Raw genomic sequence first — 18,653 nt, 5'->3', positions numbered from 1 at the left:
GCGGTCGGGATGGACGAGATAGAGCGATTTATTGTGGATGCAAAGGCTGCCTGTTATGTCGCAAACGGATTGATCGAGCGGTCGTCGCGTCCGGAAAGTCACGACCTTTCCTTCCACCGCGACGACTGGGCCTATCTCGACAGCTACTACGGCGGTACTGATTTTCTCGGGCAAGAAGTGGTCTGGCACTCGGGAAATCCCGTCTGGGCCATGAACTACTACGGTCGCGTCACCGATGCGGCGCTGATTGACGCCGAACGGGCCGGCGCTGTCATAAAATCGGCGCTCAGCGATCTTTACCGGCAGGGACGCTTTCTGGGCGGCTTTGCCTGCCATGTGCTTGGTTTCGACTATGTCGACAGAAGCGATGGAAATTATCGCTGCTTTTCCGGCGTGGAGCGGATTCTGAAGGGCGGGCTTGAAGCCTACCGTCTGGACTATAACGGTGGCTTGATCCGGCCCTGAAAGGGGAAGGGTGGAAATCCGCCATCAAATGACATATATATAATTAGTCATTTGATGGAGGTCTTTATGCCTGAACATCTATTATCCGTTCCAGTCGCCAAAGCCGCGGCTCGGAACGGCTTTGCTGACGAGGCTGATCGCCTGCGGCTGTCGAACACGGCGCTGAAAGCCTTTCGCCGGATCGTCAGTGCCTGGGGCCTGACAGGGGCGCAGGCGGCAGCGCTTCTTGGCGTCTCCTCCAGTACATGGGAGCGGATGAAGCCGGAGGGCGGGACAAAGACGTTGAGCCAGGACCAGATGACCCGGATCTCGGCGCTGACCGGCATTTACAAGGGCCTGCATCTGCTCTTTGCCGATGCCATGGCTGACCGCTGGCCAGTGCTGGAAAATTCCGGTCCGCTCTTTGATCGGCGCTCTCCGGTTGGCGCCATGATCGACGGTGGCATTCCGTTGATGCTCGACGTCAGGCGTTATGTCGATGCGGTGCGCGGCGGATTGTAGATTGAAAGACGGGTTGAAGTCGGAAGGTGTCTAGGGTGGAAGTCGACGGCGTACCGGTCGCAACAATTGCTTATCCGCGCACTGTGCGGCTTGTGTCGACCGCGCGCCTGCGTCCGCCCGTTCTGGCGCAACTGACCGATAATGATCGCGAGATGCAGGAACTGGCCGAGATCGAGGCCGCCACCAGCAGCCGCATGAATGCGCAGGCGACGGGCATTTCGGGCCTTGCCGCCAACGAACTCGTCTACGATGTGCCCCATGCCGCCTTCATCAATGCAAGCTTTGCCTATGCAAAGCCGCGCGATCCCAACAGGTTCAACGGCGAATATCGCGGTGCCTGGTATGCAGCACTTCAGGTCGAGACCTGCCTGGCCGAAATCACCTTTCACATGACCGAGTTTCTGGCCAATGCCGGCGATTTCAATGCCACTGTCGAATATGCCGAAATGTATTGCAGCACCTCCGGCGAGTTTCTCGACCTGAGGGAAAGGATCGGCCATCCAGCGCTTCAGCCGCAAAAGGCATTTGGTTACGCCGCCGGAAATGCTCTTGCTGTCGCGGCCCGGGCCGCCGCGATGAATGGCATCATTTATCCTTCCGTCCGCCACGAAGGTGGAACCTGTCTGGCCATCCTGCGTCCGGCAGCCGTGCAGTCCGTGCGTCAGGGAGACGTCTATCGTCTGGTCTGGAGCGGTGAAGCGACCCCGGCGGTCGACGGGCCAACAGGCGTGGTGTGATCCTCAGCTTGCTTCCCGCTCAACATCGGCATCGTGTGCCGATGGTATGCTCAGACTGCGGAAATCGCTGGACGCGGAGGCCAGATGTGCCTCCCATTTCGGATTGGGCAGTTGTCCCTCGATGCTATGCAAATAGACATCCAAAAGCGCCGCAGTGCTGAAGGGCTCCAGCACGGAAACCTTGAATGCCCAGGTGAGGATTGCCGAAAAGATCAAGCCGAAGGCCCAGGCGGCACCCGGCAAGACATAGCCGATGGCTGTCACCGGTCCGATGATCATCAGGAAAAACAGCGCGGCTGACATCCAGCGAAAAGTCGCAAGCCACAGAGCGTTCTTTGCCAGCCGCCGCACATTCTGCGCGTAGAGTATAAGTCCTTGTCGGCAGCCATCGGACGGTTTGCCGCGCTGCTCATGCAGATCGTAGCCGAGAATGATCTCATTCGTTCGGACGATCGAGACGCGTGCCAGCACCCGCGCAATCCGAGAGGATTTTCCAAGCGCTGGCATGAGCTGCCCGGCATCCGCCATGACCTTCGCGACGAGGGAAAGCACGGCCCCGATTGTCTGGCTGAGATGCACAAGCGCCCGCGTCTCACCGAACCGCTCGCGAATGACGGATTGTGCATGGCCGACAGGTTCGTCGTTTGCGGAGGAAACAGGCACGGAATAGATCGCCCGCGTCATCGCCAAAATATGCGGTGCCTTGACCAGCTGAAACAGATAGTCGCGCGCCCAGCCCAGCCCATAGGTTACGAGCCCAAGCGACATCGCCCCGCCGACAACGCGGCCGATGGAGGGCATGCCGATCAGCACGCCAGCAACATAGCCGATGCCGGAGCCCAGGCCGAAGGTCAGCAGGTAGATCAGCGCAATTGCGAAATAGACGGCCAGCCTGAACCGGATGAAAGGCGCGGTCTGCGCCAGAATTCCAGCTGTCCGGCTGATCGAAAAATCCCACATATATGTCGTCCCTGCTTTGGCGTGCGGGACATTAGTTGAGGTCTATTGGGACTGCAACGTGGAGGGAAATGTTTGTACGCAAGCATCTGATTGGTGACGCAGTGTTTCTCACGAAAGGCTGCATTTGTCGATCTTTAGTCTTGGCGTGCTGACATGCGGCCCCTAGATTGTTATCAACGATAAAGTTCCAGCTGCCGGTCGCCCGATCCGGGCGATGAGACCGGCTCAAGATAGCGTGAGACGACATGACAAAGCCCGTGATCGGCGTGATCGGTAACATTTACAGCGTGGAAAACCGCTTCAACGTGCAGATGGCAGGCGACAAGAACCTCTATTCCGTCAAGCAGGTAGCCGACGCACTGCCGGTCATTTTCGCCGGCGATCCGGATATCACCGATATCGAAGATCTGCTGCAAGTGGTCGACGGCGTTCTCCTGACCGGTGCCCGCGCAAACGTCCACCCCAGCCGCTTCAATGTCGCGCCGGATCCAGCCCATGAACCCTATGACGAAGGCCGCGACGCTGTGGCCTTGCCTTTGATCGAGGCCTGTATCGAGCGTGGCGTACCGCTATTCGGCATTTGCCGCGGGTTTCAGGAAATGGCCGTCGTCGGTGGGTCCACGCTGCATCCGGAAATTCGCGATTTGCCGGGCCGCATGAACCACCGCATGCCCCGGCTGGAAAACGGTGAGATCCATCCGGATCCGGATGTTGTCTTCGCCGACCGTCACGATGTGACGCTCACGCCAAAGGGCACCTTTGCCAACATCCTGGGAAGCGAGGTCATTCGCGTGAACTCCCTGCACGGGCAGGGGATCGTCACCGTGGGAGATCGCATCGAGGTCGAAGGTGTTGCCGAAGACGGCACGATTGAAGCAATACGCTTCAAGGATGCCAAGGGCTTTGCGCTCGGCGTTCAGTGGCATGCTGAATATGATCCGGTCACCAACCCCATCAATCAGGCGCTCTTTCGCGCCTTTGGTGACGCCGTCAGGACCTACCGTCAGTCCAGGGGCTAAACCGGATCAGCAGGCGACCGCCATCCGGCGCCGCGTCGTCAGCACGACAATGCTGCCAAAGCAGACGAGAGCGCCGGCGCCAGTCAGGCCCGCAAGCCCGAGCGACGGCGCAACGCCCAGATGCGCCATGGCAAGCGACAGGCCGAATGGCGCAAGCGCTGAAGCGGTCTGCCGTGCGGCCGTCACCCAGCCCAGCAAGGCGCCATACCCTTTGCGACCGAAGAGTTCGAGCGGAAGCGTGCCGCTGACAATGCTGTTGAGCCCGGAACCAAGTCCGATCAAAACCGCAAACAGCACCCCGCCGGCGGCAGAGGGTGCGGTGGCAATCAACACGGCAAGTCCTATTGGCAACAGCGCCGATGAGATCACCGCAAGCCAGGTCTGCGACAATCGCCCGCCAAACAGCATATTGGTAAATCGGCTGGCCACCTGTGCCGGGCCGAACAGGCCGGCCACGAAAAGCCCCATGCTGCCCATGCCGAGCGCCTGCGTGAGCGGGACCAGATGGACGAGGATGGCAGAGAGCGTCAGACCCTCCAGCGCAAAGCCTGCCAACAACAGGATAAAAACGGCCTGACGCTGTGAGGCCGAAAAGGAAATTCCTGGCTGCTCTTCGCCAGCGCCTGCATTGGCGGTCTGCCTGCCGATGTCGCTTTGCCTTCGGCTCTGAGCGGCGATCATGGCATGTAACGGAGCGCAGACGGCGAGGTGTATCAGCGCGAACGCGACATAAACCGAGCGCCACGACAGTAACTCGTGCAGGAAGGTTGTCAGGGGCCAGAACAGCGTTGAGGCAAAGCCTGCAATGAGCGTGAGATGGACGATGCTGCGCTGGGCCTTGCTGCCCCCAAACTGCACGATGGCCACGAAGGCTGCGCTGTAGAGCACAAGCGTGGATGCGGCCTGTGTGACGGCCAGAAGCAGGACAAAAATAAAGCCATTCGGAGCTGCAGCGCTGGCCAGCAGTGCCAGAGCGCAGACAAATGAACCGACGGTCATGATGGGCCCCGCGCCATATCGATCCGCAAGCCGCCCGGCGGTTGGTGACACAAGTCCGGCCAGCAGCAATGCAAGCGAAAATGCTCCAAAGATCGATTGCTCTGTCCAGCCAAATTCATGCGCCATATCGGACGCAAGAATGCTGAAACTGTAAAATAATGTCCCGTATCCAAGGATTTGGGTGAAGCCGAGAGCCCAAAGGCCCGATGCAGGCATCCTATCTGCGGCCATGGTCAGGCAGTCTCTGCCCTGGCAGTGCGGTTCGAGGACAAGGCACCGCATCCGCATCCGCAACCGTCACCGCCGGCAGCTTTGGCATCGGCGTCACGTTTGCAACAGGCGTCCATCCTATCAGGTGCCGGACCGCCGCAGCATTCGCCGTTTTCGTCCAGTACCTCTCCGTCCATCGCGTTGGAACTGCACGCATCTGTTTTCGGCAAAACAAGATCCACGTCGCGCGCCGCCTTGTGGCCTGCCGCCATCGCTGTCCGGTTCGGAATGTTCGGCGCGAAACCGTGTTCAACACGACGCCCTGCCGCAGCAAGACCGATCGGATCGGTGCCTGTAACGGCAATGGGAGGATTTTCAGTCATGGCGCCCGATGCTCATTTTGTATTTCTGGAACAATCGAAATATCACGGCAAAATTTCTATTCTGTCTCTTCTCTCGGCGCTGGTTTACAGCCTGAATCCGCACAACACTCATCAACCAGGTAGCCAATGAGGTCATTCATGCGTGGATAGTGCGCCCGGCAAATCAAAGTCGTGGCCTGCCGCTCCTGTTCCACAAGTCCCGTCGCCACCAGCCGTTTCAGGTGATGGGAGAGGGTGGACGCGGCAAGCCCCAGCTTTTCCTGCACGCTGCCAACCGCAAGTCCGTCCTCACCGGCGCGCACAAGCGTCCGGTAAAGCCTGAGCCGCACGGGATTGCCCAGAGCTTCCAGTTGTGCTGCTGCTTTTTCGAGTTTCATGGAAATAAGCTATCACCGATGGTCATCATGTCAATCCCTATTTCGATCTTTGTCGAAATAGGGATCCTGCATGGGCGTTCGCGGCCAACCCGTGCGATCAAGGACGGCCCAGGAAGTCCAGCTTGCCAATGGGCACGCCCTTGTGGCGCAGCAGGGCATAAGCTGTGGTCGCGTGGAAGTAGAAGTTTGGCACGGCGAAGCCCAGAACATAATCGCGGGCGGTAAAGTGGCGCACACTGTCGCGTGTTTTCAGCTCCACCATGGCGTCGTCACGTCCGTCCATGGATGTCTCAGGCACCGATTTGAGGAAGGCGACCGTCTTCGCGATACGTGCCTGCAAGTCGTCCAACGAGGTTTCATCGTCCTCCATCGAAACCGACTCCACCTGGCCGACGCGAACGGCGGCAAATTTTGCCGTGTCGCTGGCGCGCTGAATTTGTGCGATCAGGTTGCCCATATCGGGGAAAAGCCGTGCTTCCAGCAAATCCTTCTCGTCGAGCCCGCTTTCGGTCGCGAAACGTCTGCCTTTTTCGAGAATGGCCGAGAGATTATCGAAGCCCCGAATGAAGACCGGGACGCTGACCTGGTAGAGTGTGACTGACATGAGATATCCCCAATCGGATTGGATGTGTTCCGGCATCGCGCCGGCAAACCGCTAAGTGGGGAGGCACGCGCCAGGCGGCAAGCGGGTTGCCAGAAAGTTCTGCCATGAATTCTGCGCAGGTCCGTGCCGTAGAGACGAGGACAGGTGGCCCGGTGCGCAAACAGCCGTCGCGCGCCGGGTACTGTCGTCAGCAGATTTCGGTGTCGACGATTTTGATGCCGAAGCCTTCCAGTCCGACATAATGGCGCTCGCGCGAGGCAAACAGCCGGATCGAGGACACACCCAGATCTTTCAGGATCTGTGCGCCAAGACCGATTTCCAGCCATTCACTTTCACGGGCCTGCGCTTCCTCATGCACCTCGCGGTCGTGCCAGCCAGAACGGGCCGTGGTCGAGGCGCCGACGCCCACCGAGCCTTCCCGCAGATAGACCACCACACCACGGCCCGCATCCGCGATCCGTTTCATGATCGCATCGATCTGCCGGTCCTTGCCAAACACATCCTTGCCCACATGTTCCTGATGCAGGCGGACGGGGATATCCTCACCGTCGCGAATGTCGCCGAAGACGACGGCCAGATGCTGCATCGGATCCCAGGGCAGGGAATAGGCATAGGCCTTGGCACGCCCATATGGCGTTTCAACCTCAAAGCTGGAGGCCAGCTGGATCAGTGTTTCCTTTCGCTGGCGATAGGCAATCAGATCGGCAACCGACACCTGCTTCAGCCCATGCTCCACCGCAAAGGCTGCCACCTGCGGTCCGCGCATCACGGTACCATTGTCATTGACCAGCTCACTGATCACGCCAATAGGGGGCAGGCCGGAGAGCTTGCACAGGTCGACGGCTGCTTCCGTATGGCCGGACCGCATGAGAACCCCGCCCTCACGGGCAATCAGCGGGAAAACATGGCCGGGCCGCACGAAATCGGCCGCACCCGCATTGGGATTGGCCAGATTGCGCACCGTCAGTGTGCGGTCATCGGCGGAAATGCCGGTGGTGGTGCCGTGCTTGAAATCGACGGAGACGGTGAAGGCTGTCGTGTGCGCGCTGTCGTTTTCCGCCACCATGGCGTTGAGGTTCAGCCGCTTGGCCTCTTCCTTCGGCATGGGCGCACAGACGATACCGGAGGTGTGGCGCACGATAAACGCCATGTTCTCGGACGTACAATGAACCGCCGCAACGATCAGATCGCCTTCGTTTTCACGATCGTCGTCATCCATGACAACGACGATTTCGCCAGCTTCGAAGGCCCGGATGGCCTCCACGACACGTTTCTGGTCATAGGCCATCAGGCAGTCCTTATTTCAGCCGGCCGGTCTGGCCGCGATCTCTCAAGTAATGGTCGGCAATGGCGCAGGCCATCATCGCTTCGCCCACCGGCACCGCGCGAATTCCCACACAGGGATCGTGGCGGCCCTTGGTGCGAATGTCGACATTGCGGCCGCTGGCATCGATCGACTGGCGCTCGGTCAGGATCGATGAGGTTGGCTTGATTGCGAAACGCACGACCACCGGCTCACCGGTGGAAATGCCGCCCAGAACGCCGCCGGCATTATTGGACAGGAAAATCGGCTTGCCGTCATTGCCCATGCGCATCTCGTCGGCATTCTCTTCGCCAGTGATTTCCGCCGCGCCGAAACCATTGCCGATTTCCACGCCCTTCACGGCATTGATCGACATCATCAGGCTGGCGATATCCTGATCGAGCTTGCCATAGACGGGAGCGCCGATGCCGGGTGGAACACCGTCGGCCACGACTTCGACAACGGCACCAACCGATGAACCGGACTTGCGGATACCATCCAGATACTCTTCCCAGACCGGAACGATGGCCGGGTCCGGAGCAAAGAACGGGTTCTCGTTCACCTGGGTCCAATCCCAGTTGTCGCGGTTGATCTTGTGCTTTCCGATCTGCACCAGTGCGCCGCGGATGTTCACATCCGGCACCACCAGGCGCGCCAGCGCACCGGCTGCCACACGGGCTGCCGTCTCGCGCGCCGAGGAGCGTCCGCCGCCACGATAGTCGCGAATGCCGTATTTCACGTCATAGGTATAATCGGCATGGCCCGGCCGGTATTGTTGCGCGATCTCGCCATAATCCTTCGAGCGCTGGTCGGTGTTTTCGATCATCAGCGAAATAGGGGTGCCGGTTGAAATGAAAGAACCGTCTTCCTGTGGCATGGCGCCGGAAAGCACCTTCACCAGATCGGCCTCGCGGCGCTGGGTCACGAACCGAGACTGGCCGGGTTTGCGCCGGTCGAGGAAAGACTGGATGTCATCTGTGCGAAATTTCAAGCCGGGAGGGCAGCCGTCGACAACACAGCCAAGCGCTGGGCCGTGGCTTTCGCCCCAGGTGGTAACGCGAAAAAGAACGCCGAAGGAATTGTGAGACATAGCTCCTGACCAATTGATGCGGGTGGGCCAGTGCTATCGGGCCACCCTCGCTGCTGGGCGGCACACTCTTAGTAGAAAAGCTGGAATGGGGAAATGCCTTTTCTTTCAAAACAACCGTGAGACCGCTGTCCTCTCGGTCGTCATGACATCACGATGCCTTGCGCCAGGGCTCGTCCGTCGCAAACGTAATCAGTTGGTCAAGGGGCAGAGGTCGCGCAAAGGCATAGCCCTGCAGGATGTCGCAGCCGAGGTCGCGCAACAATTCCCCGTGTGCCTTGGTTTCGACACCCTCGGCAACGGTTTCGACGCCAAGCGAGCGGGCGATCTCGACGATGGAGCGGACCAGCGCCAGTTCCTGCGGCGAATTGAGAATCGGCATCACCAGTTGTCGATCGATCTTCAGCCGCTTCGGCTTGAGCTTCAGCAGACTGACGATAGAGGTGTGACCTGTGCCGAAATCGTCGATCTCGACGTCGATGCCGAGTTCCTTGACGCGTTCGATATTGGTGGTGACCACATCTTCGCTCTCGTCGAGGAAAATGGATTCGACCAGTTCGAAGCAGATTTCGCCGGGCGTGATCTGCAAGCCTTTCAGACTGGTGATCAGGCCATCGTCATGGAGTCTCTTGGAGGAAACATTGACGGCCATTTTGGGGATTTGGACCCCGTGCGCGGCAAGGACCATCTTGTCGCGAAGCGTTTGTTCCAGCACCATCTGGTCGATCCGCGCCATCACATTCAACTCTTCTGCGGCTTTCAGGAAGCTCGCGGAGGTCAAAATACCCTTGTCCGGATGCTGCCAGCGCACAAGAGCCTCGGCGCCAATCAGTTTCATGGAACGGGCATCGAACTGCGGCTGGTACCAGACGGTAAACTCGTCGCGATCTAGACCGGCTAGGATCTCGTCGCTCATGCGCTTGGAGTTGATGATGTTGGCCTGCAGTTCCAGGGTGAAGAACTCGAAACAGTTGCGGCCCTTTTCCTTGGCCTTGTAGAGTGCAATGTCGGCATTGATGAGTGTCTTGCGCGCGTCGACCTGCATGCCACTGGCCTGCGCGATACCGATGGATACCCCGCAGCGACAGGAGAAGCCCTCGAAGTCGATGGGCCGGTTCATCTCGGCAATGATCCGCTCGCAAAGCTCGGTCAAATGCTGCGCATTGGTCATCTTGCGTGTCAGGATAACAAACTCGTCGCCACCTATACGCGCCACCAGGTCGCTCTCGCGCACGCAGCGCATCAGGATCTTTGCTGCGTTGACCAGCATGGCATCGCCGGCGGCATGGCCGAGCGTGTCGTTGATTTCCTTGAACCGGTCAAGATCCAGGTGGAGGATCGAGAACTTCTGGCCCTCATGTCTGCTGTCGCGCGACAGCATATCGAGTTCCAGGTCGAATTTGCGGCGATTGGCAAGCGACGTCAGCGGGTCATGTAGCGCGTTGAATTCGATGCGGTTCTTGGCGTCTTCCAGCTCGATATTGCGGGTATCGGCTTCTTCCTTTGCCAGCTTCAGCTCTTCTGTCATCAGAATGTCGGAGGTGATGTCGAAGGCAATGCCGATGATCTTGTTCTTGCCGTCTTTGCCGACATGAACCTGGCCCACCGACCGTACAAAGCGGAAGCTGCCGTCGGGCAGCGCAATACGCTGCACAGATTGCAAGGACTGTCCCTTGGAAATCCCGCGGTTGGTTTCATTCAGGATGATCCGTCGATCAGCCTCATGCAGGCAACTCAACCATTCCTGCTCGCTGACATGGCCGCCCTTCCTGTAGGGCATGCCATAGAGCTGGTGCATGCGAACATCCCAGATAGCGCCCCCATCGGCGGGGTCAGCTTCCCAGATGCCGCAATTGTAAGAGGCGAGTGCGAGCTCGAATTTGTGCGAAAGCTCGGAAAGCTCGTTTTCCCGCTGGGACAGCTCTTCCAGTGCAAGCTCCATCTCGGCATTCTTGATTTCGCTGTGGTCTTTGGCATTGCGCAATGTCTGGTGCGCCTGCATGTCGGTGGTCACGTCCCAAACGATGCCGGTAATAGTGTCCTCGTCCTGTCGTGACAGCGTTCCGACAGAACGCAGATAGCGCACCGAACCATCGCTCTGCGGCGACCGGTAAATGATGTCGAAGGGGTCTGTTTTATCTGTGTTCTTATACTGGAACAGCTGCTCTATGACGGCGCTTCTATCCCCGGCATGTGTTGCCCTTGCCCAGTCGTCTTTGCGGTTCTGGCCTTCGTCAATGCTGGGCGGGCAGCCGTGAATTTTCGCAGCACGCTCATCCCAGAAGAAGTGGTTCTGGTTGACGACTTCCCAAATGCCGATATTGGCAGCTGTCATCGCCATCTCGAACCGGTTGGACAGTTCCAGCAGCTTTTCCTCGCGCGCTTTGAGTGCCGCGATATTGCGATTGCGCTCGCCGACCAGAATGGTCGCAACGACAATGGACGCGATCAACGCGCCGGCGACAATGGCAAGGGTCAGGCGGAACGCAAATTCGTTCTTCGGTGGTGTGCTCCAGCCGCCCTTTGGCGCAGCGTGAACCTCCCAGTCGACAAGCGGGGACGACAGTTTGCGCGTGATCGGCTGGTCTTCCGAGGTGAGGGCCGCCCCCATGACAGGCAATGCCGGCGCATCGCGTTCGGCGATTGTCAGCGAAAGATAATCGAGCCCCTCAGTGCCCTCTGGCGTTGCAGGAAGACTGTAGATACCGCTCTTTTGCAGGAACTTCGTCTCATCGACGAGGATCAGCAGCGAGCCCCAGAGCTTTCGCTTGTCATTGTCCAGATAGACGGGGAAATGCAAGGACATGTATCCGTGCGCCGTACGTGACAGTGACGGAGATGCCGCAGAATGATCCGTGGTGTCGGCCGCGTGCCGTTCGATTTCGGTGCGCACCAGTTGGCGGGTGTCTTGTGCCAGATCCGATGCGGGCCTGACAGAATAAAGTGCGAAATGCGGGGCGAGACCTATGGAGGCGATATGCGCATGATGAGATATCACCCGGTCGGTCAATGTCTCCAGTTCCGCCATGGACATAGACGGATAAGCCACAATCGAATCGGCCAGGTGACGGGCGATATTCAGGTCACTGTCGATCTGCGAGTCCAGGCGCGTCTGGACGAAGGATGTATCCTTCTCCACATGCGCGCGAAGATCACGCAATGTCGCTGACTTATTTTGGGCATCGAGGTTGAGGCTTGCGAAAATGACGGCCAGCCCGATAAGTGCCACGCCAATCAACATGACGACCATGCGTCGCGACATACGCGTTAAGCCCGCAATACCTGGTAATTTACGATCCAAAACAGCCTTATGCCCCCAAAGTTTTGATCTGCTGAACTTAGGCACTGGCGGTTAATTTAGGCTTGCCTTGCCCTTAATGATATTCACCCTCATGCACACCACAATACCATTATTAAGTATGTGCTTAATTATCTGCAAAGATCGCCCAGTGACTTGATCGAGATCGTAATTCCGGTCATCAATCCCACGGTAAGATCACCTTTGTGGGCGAATTTAGCCATATTCCGGGAGCATACCTTGATGCGTACATTTACTTCGTTCAAAGCCTTGAGGAGCTCTGGCATGCGTATCTTGATTGCGGTTTTGCTTGCAACGGCGAGCTTCCTGTCACCTCTGCGCAGCATGGCCGCCAGCGACGATGTGGAATCGACGATTAAAGCGGTCAATGTCGATCAGCTCACCCTGACCCTGGATGATGGAAAGACCTATAGCGTTCCCGAAGAGTTCAATTTCGACGGACTGGAATCGGGTGTGAAGGTTGTGGTGTTCTACACAGAAGTCGACGGCAAGCGCGTGGTCAACGACCTTGAGGTCATTCAGTAAGGCATATCGCCTTTAAAGCCAGCCGACGCTGTTGGTGTCGGTCTCGACTTTCAGAATTCTGTCCTGGTGAATGCCGATGTCGCAGGCTTCTTCCGGCGGAGACAATCCGACAAGTTTGAAAATGCTGCGCATCACGCCGCCATGACTGACGCAGATTGTCGGGCGATTGACGGTGGCAAGCCATGCGCCCACCCGCCAGGACAGGATTTCGTAGCTTTCTGCCAGTTCGCCCGGAGGAATGAAGTCCCACTTGTTGCTCGAACGCTGCGCGATATGCTCGGGGTAGCGGGTTTCGAGTTCTGAGTAGGTATTGCCTTCCCAATCGCCAAAACAGATCTCGACGAGACGCTCATCGGTTCGATAATCCTTAGGTTCCAGACCCATGGCGGTGCGCACGCGCTCCATGGTTTCGCGCGTACGACCGAGCGGCGAGGCGACAAAGTCGAATGCCGCTGCATCGCCGCCCAGCACATGATCCATCACTTCGCCATTGGCGATCGCCTGTCCGCGGCCTTTGGCATTCAGCGGAATATCGTGCTGACCCTGGAAACGCCCTTCGGCGTTCCAGTCTGTCTGGCCATGTCGGATCATGTAGATGAGCAAGGTCAGTTGGCCTTGTTGGTGTCAGTCCTTGACGACGGAGATATCCGGCGCATCGACGGCTTTCATGCCGATGGTGTGGTAGCCGGAATCGACGTGGTGCACTTCGCCGGTCACAGCCGTGGACAGATCCGACAGGAGGTAAACGCCGGACTTGCCGACTTCATCCGTGGTGACGGTGCGCTTCAGCGGAGAATTGTATTCGTTCCACTTCAGGATATAGCGGAAATCGCCGATACCGGAGGCGGCAAGCGTCTTGATCGGGCCGGCTGAGATGGCGTTGACGCGAATGCCGCGACCGCCAAGGTCGACTGCCAGATAGCGCACGCTTGCTTCAAGGGCCGCCTTCGCAACGCCCATGACGTTGTAGTGCGGCATCACCTTTTCCGCGCCGTAATAGGTCAGCGTCAGCATGGAGCCGCCGTCATTCATGATCCGCTCGGCGCGATTTGCAACGGCGGTGAAGGAGTAGACGGAAATGTCCATGGTGCGCGTGAAGTTGTCCCGGCTGGTGTCGACATAGCGACCGGTCAACTCGTCCTTGTCCGAGAATGCGATGGCGTGGACGACGAAGTCGATCTTGCCCCACTTCTTTTCGAGCGTCTCGAACACGGCGTCGATGGAAGACATGTCGGTGACGTCACAGTCGCCAGCCATGAAGGCGTCGAGTTCTTTCGCCAGCGGCTCAACGCGCTTTTTCAGCGCATCGCCCTGCCATGTGAGAGCGATCTCTGCTCCCGCCTCGCGGCATGCTTTTGCGATACCCCATGCGATTGAACGGTTGTTTGCGACGCCCATGATGACGCCGCGCTTGCCTGACATGAGGTTGGAACCCTGAGCCATTTTACGCCCCTTGATACTTGCGATTGAAAATGCCTATGGCACAGCCGGAACCGGGGTTCAAGCTTCAACGGCATCATCAACTGTATGCTGGCGTAACAAAGGGTGTGTAGCGACCAAGCCGTTACAAATACAAGCCTTCGCGCATGATCCGCATGAGATCGGTCACCTTTTCGTCGGGCTTTTCCCACAGAATAACGCGAAGTTCGACCTTCAGCGCACCGCGACCACCTTCACCATTGTGCAATCCCTGATCGTCGACGGTCAGCACATGATCGGAACCGGACCAGGCCGGAACGGTAATCTCGATCGGCCCAGTTGGTGTCTCAACGGTCGTCTCGCAGCCCAGTACGGCATTCTCCAGCGTGATCGGCAAAACGGTCTTGATGTCGAACCCATCGATGGTGAATGTGTCGCTCTTCACCACGCGGATCGTCACGACCACATCGCCGCGGGTCATGCCGGGAACTTTCAGTCCCTGGCCCTTGAGGCGTACTGTCGAGCCTTCTGTAAGCCCACTTTGCAGCGTAACGCGCACATCGCGCCCATCCGGAAGCGTCGTCAGCACGGACAATTCGTTGAGAAGATCGTCGATGGCCACCATGGTTTCGACGAAAAGATCCGGCGCCTTTTCCGGCGGTGGCTGAACGCCACGGATACGGCGCACGAAATAAGACAGCAACTCAAGCGGTGCGAGACCGCGCGCTGCGGCCGCTTCGCGCGCTTCGGCATGCTCGTCTTCCTTGCTGCCGTCCTGGCGCAAGGCGTCGGCTGCCGCTTGAGCTTCAGCTGTTTCGCCGAAGATGCGCGAAACCACGTCTTCCGGCTTTTCTGACTTGGCATTTGCTTTGCCACCCGATTTGCCGTCAGGATTAGCCTGCCCGTTGGCATTGGCGGCAGCGCCGTTGGCTGCAGCGGTCTTGGCTGCCTTTGCCTTTTCCGCGGCTGCCTTCTCGGCCGCAGCGGCCTTGTCAGCCTTCGCCTTGGCCGCTTCCGCCTCAGCCAGTTCGGCCATCACCCGTTCGGCATTGGCCTTGGCTGCCTTTGCCCGTTCGGCCGCCTCTTGCGCGGCCTGCCTCTGCTGCATGATCGTGTTTTCGCGCTGCATCGCCTCCACCTTCGAGCGTTGCTCGTCATAGCGGTTTCGCTTGGCGGGATCTTTCAGCACCTCATAGGCACGGCCAATCTCTGCGAAGCGTTTGGTCGCATTGGGATCTTCCCGGTTTTGGTCCGGGTGAATGGATTTAGCCTTTGTCCGCCATGCCGCTTTTATTTCGTCAGCCGCAGCGTCCCGCTTTACGCCAAGAACAGAATACAGATCTCGCATAGGACATTCCGATACCAAGACGTCGCGGGTTTCATTCTCGCGCCGCCATCCTCCAACCTGCACGCCCAGTTCATCGGCGCAGCAGTATCCGGTCTGAGAATATGCCCGGAAGTTGCTAACTTTACGTTACGCGCAAAACGGCCTGAAAGTTCCCGCTGCGGTGGAAAAATGAAGCTTTGTCACGGAATGGCGTACCAAAGGTCTCCATTTGGCACAGGCAGCGGTCATCCAGTCTGGATCTCGCTCACGACGTCTTGTCGAATGCCAGCAGATGCCATGAGCCGTCGCCCAACAGGCAGGTTTTGCCGTTGAAGTTGGCAATGCCGGCATAAGAGTGGCGTGTGGTACTGAAGGAGCGGCAGAGGAGACCATCATTCTGGTCTTCCTGAATTGAGCTTACCACGCCGGCGCTTCCGCTGGAGGCATTGGCCCAGGGCAGGGGACTGCTGTCGAGTTTTTCAAGATCTGCCGAAGACACCGCATTGCGGATCGTCGCTTCATCCGAATTCGTCGTGGCGGGCTTGCCGGACGAAATGGTATTTGTGGAGATGGTGCGGTCGACCTTGTCCCCGCCGAAGAAGTCCAGGCTCGCGCCCATGCAACCGGTAAGCGGTAGACCCAGAATGAGGATCGTCGTTAGCCTGCGCATGCGTGCCGCGATATCCTTTGTAACCGTCTTTGACTTTGCTATGTGTTCCAAGGCGCATCCAGTCCAGTCACAAATCAGGCCGGCCATACTGAAAACTTTCAGGAGCATTTGAGTCAATATGTCAGAAAAAGTGTTAACAACAGGTGACTTTACCGAGGAGACGGAGCCCTTCGCGCTTTTCGCCTCCTGGCTGAAAGATGCGGAAGCCTCCGAACCCAACGATCCGAACGCAGTCGCCGTCGCGACGGTGGACGAAGACGGGCTCCCAAATGTGCGTATGGTGCTTCTCAAGGAGTTCGATAGCCGCGGTTTTGTGTTTTATACGAACTTTGAAAGCCAGAAAGGACAGGAAATCCTTGGCCAGAAGAAGGCGGCCATGTGCTTTCACTGGAAAACCCTGCGCCGTCAGGTGCGATTGCGCGGTGACGTCGAGGTGGTCAGCGATGCAGAGGCAGACGCTTATTTTCAGTCCCGGCCGCTGGGCAGCCGAATCGGTGCCTGGGCATCGAAACAGTCGCGCCCGCTTGAAGGACGTTTTGCTCTGGAAAAGGCCGTTGCCGAAACCACAGCGCGGTACGCGCTGGGTCAGGTTCCGCGCCCACCGTACTGGTCGGGCTTTCGGATCAAGCCGATCTCGATCGAATTCTGGCATGATCGCAAGTTCAGGCTGCACGACCGCATCGAGTTTCGCCGAGACCATGCCGAAGGCGACTGGTCAAAGGTGCGTATGTATCCCTGACGATAACCGCCTGAGGATCAGCCCTTCAGTTTGAAGGGAATACCGGAGGCCAGCGCCGAGACATAGCGCGGCTTCTGGAAATAGCCGTTGAGCGAAATGCGCGGCAGGCTTTGTGGACTGGAAAGCGCCTCCGCGTCGATCGTGCCGGGTACTGTTGATACGGCAATGGAAAATCCGGCTTCTGCGGCAAGCTTGCAGGTCTCATTGGTGACGCTGCGGTGATCCCCATAGGGATAGGCAAATGTTGTGGGGCGTTTGCCGGTGATTGCCTCCACATAGTCGGCCGAAGCGGCAAATTCTTGCGACGCCTCCTCGGCATCGAGAAAGGCCAGGGCGCGATGGCTGACGGTGTGTGCCCCAAGCGAAACCAGTGGGTTTTGCGCGAGTGCCTTCAATGCGTCCGCCTCCATGATCAGCTTTTTGCAAAGCGCTGCTGCATCCACCCCATACTTGGCGGCCGTCGCGTTGAGGTGGGCAACAGCCTCTGCCTCGCCGGGTTTCGTGATTTCTGCCGAGATGGCATGACTTGCCACCCAGCTTTCCATCAGGTTTGTCACGGGAAATTGCCGCGTTCCGTCGCTGAATTCGTAGACCACGGCATCGGTAGCATTCACCAAAGCTTCAAGCGTCTCCCACCACAGCGTGTGGCTGCGCTCAGAGAAGCCCTTGCAGACAAAGATCGTGAACGGCACCTGATGACGCTCGAATACCGGAAGCGCAAATTCGGCGTTGTCGCGGAATCCGTCATCGAGTGTGAAGACGGCGTAGCGTTCGCCTTTGTCTGGTTCCGCCAGACGCTCCGGAAGGCTTTCAAGTGACACGAATGTATAGCCATCGGCGCGCAATTGCCGGATCGCGGCATCCAGAAATTCCGGTGTGATCTCCAGATGGCGGTTCGAGGGCGACTTGCCGGGTACATAGGGTCGCACGTGATGAAGCGTGAAGATGGCGGCACGTCCGCGCGCCTTGGACATCAGGCCGAACTTCTGCAAAAGGTTCGAGGCCTCCAGGCCACCGGTGATGGCTGTTCGTTTGGCAATGCCTTTCAGTGTGGCGATCATTATAAAACCCTTGCAGGCAAGCTGTCGTGAAACTTCAAACTATGCGTGCAAGCTAATGGTGCGGGGTTAAGTGTTGCTGAATACCACCGGAAAGATCTCGCGCTCACCGGAGCCAGGGGTCCAGAAGAGGCAAGCCAATGATGGCCGCTGAACCGATGAGCCCATAACAGACGCGCCGGAACACGATTTCGCTGGCCCGCCCGAAACCATGCGACCCCAAAGAGAGCCCAAGGCCGAAGGCGGGGCCTATAAACAGGGCCATGGCGGCAGCCTGCCAGTTCAGCAGCCCCGCCAGCGTGTAATTGATGCCGGTCAGCACCGAGCCGAGGCCGAAATAGAAAATGATATTGGCGCGCACGATCGCAGCGGGAAGCGAGACGCCAAGCCAGTAGGCGATAACCGGTGGACCGCCCACCTGCGCCGCGCCGGCAAACAGTCCCGACAGGGCGCCCACCGCAATTGTTGCCGGCGCTGTGGGTTTGCCACGATAGCGCCAACCGGAAACGAGCAGCGCCAGAAGCAGGATCACCAGGACGACGATGGCCCAGCGAAGTGTCAGTGCATCTGCATAAGTCAGGACCATCGTGCCGAGCGGAGCTCCGACGACGGCACCCACCAGCATGGTTGCCACGGCCCGCTTGTCGGCCCGGCGATAGGCGGCGGGCACCATCGGAAACGCCATCACGGCGTCGATCATGAACAGCAATGCCGCAGCAAGCTTGGGGTCTATCACGGAACTTGCCAGCGGCATGAAGATGAGCGCGGCGCCAAAGCCGGCAAAACCACGCGAGAGCCCGGCAATGAAGGCAATAAAGCAGAGGAACGCGATCATCTGCCAATCGGGCAACAGGGCGGCAATCTGTGGCAAAGTTGGAAGGAACATGCGGCAAGTCCGGTGGGTGAAGCACGACATCTGATCTCACCCTACCGGTCGCTTGTCGTCTGATG

At 58.5% G+C, this 18,653-nt stretch carries 20 protein-coding genes; 6 read left to right on the top strand and 14 right to left on the bottom strand.

The window, feature by feature from the left end:
- Positions 1–9 precede the first annotated feature (9 nt).
- The 3 genes from ACWPM9_RS16170 (at position 10) to ACWPM9_RS16160 (ending at position 1,703) form a co-directional block, all read left to right on the top strand.
- On the top strand, positions 10–465 hold the full coding sequence (locus ACWPM9_RS16170; protein WP_484755802.1) for a DUF5680 domain-containing protein: 456 nt from the start codon (positions 10–12) through the stop codon (positions 463–465).
- Positions 466–531: 66 nt separating this feature from the next.
- A complete protein-coding gene (locus tag ACWPM9_RS16165; protein ID WP_484755801.1) occupies positions 532–966 on the top strand; it encodes an antitoxin Xre-like helix-turn-helix domain-containing protein in 435 nt (144 codons plus the stop codon).
- A gap of 35 nt (positions 967–1,001) precedes the next feature.
- Positions 1,002–1,703, top strand: a complete 702-nt coding sequence (locus ACWPM9_RS16160) for an RES family NAD+ phosphorylase (protein WP_484755800.1) — start codon at positions 1,002–1,004, stop codon at positions 1,701–1,703.
- A gap of 3 nt (positions 1,704–1,706) precedes the next feature.
- Here the strand turns inward: ACWPM9_RS16160 and ACWPM9_RS16155 are convergent, their stop codons facing one another.
- Positions 1,707–2,663 (bottom strand): hypothetical protein, encoded by a 957-nt coding sequence (locus ACWPM9_RS16155; RefSeq protein ID WP_484755799.1) that lies wholly within the window; start codon positions 2,661–2,663, stop codon positions 1,707–1,709.
- Between the two features lie 245 nt (positions 2,664–2,908).
- Here ACWPM9_RS16155 and ACWPM9_RS16150 point away from each other — a divergent pair, with 245 nt between their 5' ends.
- On the top strand, positions 2,909–3,682 hold the full coding sequence (locus tag ACWPM9_RS16150) for a gamma-glutamyl-gamma-aminobutyrate hydrolase family protein (RefSeq protein WP_428185623.1): 774 nt from the start codon (positions 2,909–2,911) through the stop codon (positions 3,680–3,682).
- Positions 3,683–3,688: 6 nt separating this feature from the next.
- Here ACWPM9_RS16150 and arsK read toward each other — a convergent pair whose 3' ends face one another.
- From arsK to ACWPM9_RS16115, 7 genes are all read right to left on the bottom strand, one after another.
- Positions 3,689–4,912, bottom strand: coding sequence for an arsenite efflux MFS transporter ArsK (gene arsK / locus ACWPM9_RS16145; protein ID WP_484755798.1), 1,224 nt, complete (start codon positions 4,910–4,912; stop codon positions 3,689–3,691).
- 2 nt (positions 4,913–4,914) lie between these two features.
- Positions 4,915–5,274: a hypothetical protein gene (locus tag ACWPM9_RS16140; RefSeq protein WP_484755797.1), complete on the bottom strand. Its 360-nt coding sequence runs from the start codon at positions 5,272–5,274 to the stop codon at positions 4,915–4,917.
- Positions 5,275–5,330: 56 nt separating this feature from the next.
- Positions 5,331–5,651, bottom strand: a complete 321-nt coding sequence (locus ACWPM9_RS16135; RefSeq protein WP_484755796.1) for an ArsR/SmtB family transcription factor — start codon at positions 5,649–5,651, stop codon at positions 5,331–5,333.
- 97 nt (positions 5,652–5,748) lie between these two features.
- On the bottom strand, positions 5,749–6,255 hold the full coding sequence (locus tag ACWPM9_RS16130; RefSeq protein ID WP_428185619.1) for a DUF1993 domain-containing protein: 507 nt from the start codon (positions 6,253–6,255) through the stop codon (positions 5,749–5,751).
- Positions 6,256–6,442: 187 nt separating this feature from the next.
- Positions 6,443–7,543 carry a 3,4-dihydroxy-2-butanone-4-phosphate synthase gene (gene ribB, locus ACWPM9_RS16125; protein WP_484755795.1) on the bottom strand — a complete coding sequence of 367 codons (1,101 nt, stop codon included), beginning with the start codon at positions 7,541–7,543 and terminating at the stop codon, positions 6,443–6,445.
- A gap of 10 nt (positions 7,544–7,553) precedes the next feature.
- Positions 7,554–8,648, bottom strand: coding sequence for a chorismate synthase (aroC, locus tag ACWPM9_RS16120; RefSeq protein ID WP_484755794.1), 1,095 nt, complete (start codon positions 8,646–8,648; stop codon positions 7,554–7,556).
- A 148-nt stretch (positions 8,649–8,796) separates the two neighbouring features.
- Positions 8,797–11,907: a bifunctional diguanylate cyclase/phosphodiesterase gene (locus ACWPM9_RS16115; RefSeq protein ID WP_484755793.1), complete on the bottom strand. Its 3,111-nt coding sequence runs from the start codon at positions 11,905–11,907 to the stop codon at positions 8,797–8,799.
- 321 nt (positions 11,908–12,228) lie between these two features.
- Here ACWPM9_RS16115 and ACWPM9_RS16110 point away from each other — a divergent pair, with 321 nt between their 5' ends.
- A complete protein-coding gene (locus ACWPM9_RS16110; protein ID WP_484755792.1) occupies positions 12,229–12,489 on the top strand; it encodes a DUF1344 domain-containing protein in 261 nt (86 codons plus the stop codon).
- A 12-nt stretch (positions 12,490–12,501) separates the two neighbouring features.
- Here the strand turns inward: ACWPM9_RS16110 and ACWPM9_RS16105 are convergent, their stop codons facing one another.
- The 4 genes from ACWPM9_RS16105 to ACWPM9_RS16090 all read right to left on the bottom strand — a co-directional run bounded on the left by ACWPM9_RS16105 (position 12,502) and on the right by ACWPM9_RS16090 (position 15,956).
- Positions 12,502–13,092, bottom strand: a complete 591-nt coding sequence (locus tag ACWPM9_RS16105) for a histidine phosphatase family protein (protein ID WP_428185614.1) — start codon at positions 13,090–13,092, stop codon at positions 12,502–12,504.
- A gap of 21 nt (positions 13,093–13,113) precedes the next feature.
- Positions 13,114–13,932 (bottom strand): enoyl-ACP reductase FabI, encoded by an 819-nt coding sequence (fabI, locus tag ACWPM9_RS16100; RefSeq protein ID WP_484755791.1) that lies wholly within the window; start codon positions 13,930–13,932, stop codon positions 13,114–13,116.
- Between the two features lie 121 nt (positions 13,933–14,053).
- Complete coding sequence (locus ACWPM9_RS16095; RefSeq protein WP_484755790.1) at positions 14,054–15,256, bottom strand: DnaJ domain-containing protein; 1,203 nt, start codon at positions 15,254–15,256, stop codon at positions 14,054–14,056.
- A 244-nt stretch (positions 15,257–15,500) separates the two neighbouring features.
- A complete protein-coding gene (locus ACWPM9_RS16090; protein WP_428185611.1) occupies positions 15,501–15,956 on the bottom strand; it encodes an RT0821/Lpp0805 family surface protein in 456 nt (151 codons plus the stop codon).
- A 67-nt stretch (positions 15,957–16,023) separates the two neighbouring features.
- On the opposite strand from ACWPM9_RS16090, the gene pdxH reads away from it, so the two are divergent.
- Complete coding sequence (gene pdxH, locus ACWPM9_RS16085; RefSeq protein WP_428185610.1) at positions 16,024–16,644, top strand: pyridoxamine 5'-phosphate oxidase; 621 nt, start codon at positions 16,024–16,026, stop codon at positions 16,642–16,644.
- A gap of 17 nt (positions 16,645–16,661) precedes the next feature.
- Here the strand turns inward: pdxH and ACWPM9_RS16080 are convergent, their stop codons facing one another.
- Positions 16,662–17,705, bottom strand: a complete 1,044-nt coding sequence (locus ACWPM9_RS16080; protein ID WP_484755789.1) for a polysaccharide deacetylase family protein — start codon at positions 17,703–17,705, stop codon at positions 16,662–16,664.
- Positions 17,706–17,808: 103 nt separating this feature from the next.
- Entirely contained in the window at positions 17,809–18,588 is a 780-nt protein-coding gene (locus ACWPM9_RS16075; protein ID WP_484755788.1) for a sulfite exporter TauE/SafE family protein, read from the bottom strand.
- Positions 18,589–18,653 lie beyond the last annotated feature (65 nt).

The organism is Agrobacterium sp. H141, assembly GCF_057158725.1.
This window is presented reverse-complemented; position numbering and strand designations above follow the sequence as displayed.